3 protein-coding genes are annotated in these 3,349 nt (G+C 74.4%); all 3 read left to right on the forward strand.

Annotated elements, in window-relative coordinates:
- Positions 1 to 109 precede the first annotated feature (109 nt).
- The 3 genes from LCD31_RS28305 to LCD31_RS28315 all read left to right on the forward strand — a co-directional run bounded on the left by LCD31_RS28305 (position 110) and on the right by LCD31_RS28315 (position 3,266).
- Positions 110 to 436 (forward strand): hypothetical protein, encoded by a 327-nt coding sequence (locus tag LCD31_RS28305; protein ID WP_224963170.1) that lies wholly within the window; start codon positions 110 to 112, stop codon positions 434 to 436.
- 178 nt (positions 437 to 614) lie between these two features.
- The gene (locus tag LCD31_RS28310) at positions 615 to 2,504 is read left to right on the forward strand and encodes a S9 family peptidase (RefSeq protein ID WP_224963172.1); all 1,890 of its coding nucleotides are present in this window, start codon (positions 615 to 617) and stop codon (positions 2,502 to 2,504) included.
- 252 nt (positions 2,505 to 2,756) lie between these two features.
- Positions 2,757 to 3,266 (forward strand): DUF4232 domain-containing protein, encoded by a 510-nt coding sequence (locus tag LCD31_RS28315; protein ID WP_224963174.1) that lies wholly within the window; start codon positions 2,757 to 2,759, stop codon positions 3,264 to 3,266.
- Positions 3,267 to 3,349 lie beyond the last annotated feature (83 nt).

The raw sequence follows: 3,349 nt of genomic DNA on the forward strand, positions 1-3,349 counted from the left end.
GCCCCCCCGGCCCCCCCGGGGGGGGGGGGGGGGGGGGGGGGGGCGGCGCCCCCCCCCCCCCCCCCCCCCCCCCCCCCCCCCCCACCGACCTCACCGGAACGGCGTTCCGATGAGGCCGCTGCGGCCCGCCGGGACCTGGACCGACGCGGACGGGCGGGTGCACGTCCGGGACGCGAGGGGCGGATCCGCGTTCTGCGGGGTCGGTGTGGACCGCACCACCGGCGGCCGGGCGCGCTCGGGGTGCGCGGACTGCGTCGCGGTGCTGATCGAGAGCTGGGGGCGCGACCACTCGTGCGGTCCGGACTGCCGGCCACCGCTGCCCCGGCGGGAACCGGGAGCGGCGTTGGACCGGCGCCTGGCCTGGAGCGGGCGGATCGAGGCGGATCGGGACCTGCCCTTGCTGGAGCGGGTGCGCGACCGGCTGCGGTCGCTCTGACGGGCCCGGGCCGGGCGCTCCGTCGACGCCGCGATCCGGTCGGACGTCGGTGGAGATCCGTTCTCGCGACGGCACGAGTGGCTCGGGTCACGGGAAATCGGCTTGAGCATGCCGCGACGGCACGGGGTCGACTGTGGTCACGGCGGCCGACCGGGCCGTCGGAGAGGAGAGATCCGACATGGCCCTGCCCGACATCCTGCCGGTGGAAGCGTTCTTCGACTCGCCCGAGCGCGCCGGCGCCTCGATCTCCCCGGACGGCACGCGGATCGCCTACCTGGCGCCGTGGAAGAACCGGCTCAACGTGTGGGTGCGGGGGGTCGAGGACGACGCCGAGGCGCGGTGCGTCACCGCGGACGAGACGCGCAGCGTCACCGGCTACCACTGGACCGACGACCCGCGCTGGCTGCTGTACGTGCAGGACGCGGGCGGCAACGAGGACTGGCACCTGTTCCGCGTGGACCTGGACGACCCGGACGCGCCCGCGGTCGACCTCACTCCCTACCCGCCCGGGGTCCGGACCTCGATCGGGCAGCAGCGCCCGGACCGGCCCGGCAAGGTGCTGGTGCAGCTCAACGCCCGCGAGCTCGACCGGTTCGACCTGGTGGAGATCGACATCAGCACCGGCGAGTCGACCGTGCTCGCCGAGAACCCCGGCACCGTGCTGGATTGGCTGCCCGGTGCGGAGATCTACGCCCGCAGCATCACCGAGGACGGCGACCTGGAGCTGTCCCGCCACGACCCCGCGACCGGCGAGCTGACCCCGATCGCGACCTTCACCGGCGACGGCCATCCGCTGGGCATCAACCCGTTCGAGCTCGACGCGGACGGCACCGGGGTGTGGCTGGGCTCGTACCGCGACGGGGACCGCGCCCTGCTGGCCCGGTTCGACCTGACCACCGGCGAGGAGTCCGAAGTGGACTCGCACCCGGAGCTGGACCTCGACGGGGACCGGCGCATCGTCGTGCAGCAGTCCTCCCCGCTGATCCGGGACCGGGCGAGCGGGCGGCTGCTCGGGGTGCGCTACCTCGGCGAGCGGCAGGAGATCCGGGCGCTGGACGACGAGTTCGCCGAAGTGCTGGCGAAGCTGGCCGCGCTCTCCGACGGTGACCTGGCCGGGATCTCCCGGGACGACACCGGACGCCGCTGGGTGGTGTCGTTCACCCACGACCGCGACCCCGGCGCCACCTGGTTCTACGACCACGCCACCGGGGAATCCCGGCTGCTGTTCCGGTCGTACCCGCACCTCGACCCCGAATCGCTGGCGCCGATGACGCCGGTGACGATCCCCGCCCGCGACGGGCTCCCGCTGCCCTCGTACCTGACCTTGCCGGTCGGCGTGGAACCGCGCGGGCTGCCGCTGGTGCTGCTGGTGCACGGCGGGCCGTGGTACCGGGATTCGTGGGGCTACTCGCCCGAGGTGCAGCTGCTGGCGAACCGCGGGTACGCGGTGCTGCAGGTGAACTTCCGCGGCTCCACCGGGTACGGCAAGCGGCACCTGGAATCCGCCATCGGCGAGCTCGCCGGGGCCATGCACGACGACCTCATCGACGCCGCCGACTGGGCCGTCGAGCAGGGCTACGCCGACCCCGAGCGCCTCGCGATCTCCGGCGGCTCCTACGGCGGGTACGCGGCGCTGGTCGGCGTCACCTTCACGCCCGACAAGTTCGCCGCCGCCGTCGACTACGTGGGCATCTCCGACCTGGTCAACTTCACCCGCACGCTGCCGCCGTTCGCCCGCCGCGGGCTGATCGGCAACTGGTACCGGTACGCGGGCGACCCGGACGTGCCCGAGCAGCGCGCCGACATGCTCGCCCGCTCCCCCATCACCCGCGTCGACCGGATCCGCACGCCGCTGCTGGTCGCCCAGGGCGCCAACGACGCGCGGGTGGTGCAGGCCGAATCGGACAACATCGTCGCCGCGCTGCGGGCACGCGGTGTCGACGTCGAGTACCTCGTCAAGGAGGACGAGGGGCACGGGTTCCTCAACCCGGAGAACCAGATCGAGCTGCACCGGGCCATCGAGCGGTTCTTCGCCGCGCACCTCGGCGGCCGCAGCGGAGCGGCCTGATCACAGCGAGCGCCGCACGTGCTCGCGGAAGGCGTGCGTCCCCGGGTGCGTCGGCGCCCGGGGACGGACCAGGTGCCGTTGCGTCCCGCTCGCCCGGGATCGAGCGGACGAACGGGGCATTCCTCCCACCCGCCTCCGGACGACGTTCGGGCGGGCCCGAGGTTGCTCCGGCATGAGCAGTGTCATCCCGGAGCATCCTCGGCGCGCCCGGCACGTCTTCAGGAGCAGAAGAACCACTGAGGAGGAAACACCATGTTCGCGAACATCCGCCGCATCGCCGCTGCCGCCGCCGTCACCGGGGCGGTCGCCGGGATCTCCGTCCTCTCCGCCGGGGCCGCGACCGCCAACCCGAGCGACACCGCCTGCACCGCCGCCGACGTCAACGTCACGGTCGTCAAGGAGCAGGGCGGCGCCGCCGGCCACGAGGCGTTCCGCATCGACTACGCGGCCACGAACCCGGACGTCAACTGCAAGCTGCAGGGCGGCCCGCGCGGCCTGGTCTTCAACGAGAACGGCGCGCCGATCCCGGGCGTCGACGTCGTCCCCGAGAACAGCGCCGCCGAGCCGGTCAACCTGACCGCGACCTCGCCCGCGCACTCCTACCTGATCCAGGCCGCCGACGCCGCGCCGCACGCCGCGGTGCCCACCGGCGTCGAGTTCTCGCTGCCCTCGGCCCTCGAGAACGACCGGGTCGCCACCGACTGGCCCGGTGGCGAGCAGCTCAAGGGCGTGCTGCAGGCGACCCCGGTCGCGCAGGGCTGACCCTCCCGACATGGGGCAAGAACCCCCCCCCCCCGGGGGGGGGGGGGGGGGGGGGGGGGCCCCCCGCGGGGCGCGCCCGGGGG

It is taken from the genome of Saccharopolyspora sp. 6M (genome assembly GCF_020176775.1).
GTDB classification, from domain to species: domain Bacteria; phylum Actinomycetota; class Actinomycetes; order Mycobacteriales; family Pseudonocardiaceae; genus Saccharopolyspora_C; species Saccharopolyspora_C gregorii.

What these genes read in the sequence shown, in the direction of transcription:
- LCD31_RS28310 (WP_224963172.1), top strand. Translation starts at nt 615, where the DNA reads ATGGCCCTGCCCGACATCCTGCCGGTGGAAGCGTTCTTCGACTCGCCC.
- LCD31_RS28305 (WP_224963170.1), top strand. Translation starts at nt 110, where the DNA reads ATGAGGCCGCTGCGGCCCGCCGGGACCTGGACCGACGCGGACGGGCGG.
- LCD31_RS28315 (WP_224963174.1), top strand. Translation starts at nt 2,757, where the DNA reads ATGTTCGCGAACATCCGCCGCATCGCCGCTGCCGCCGCCGTCACCGGG.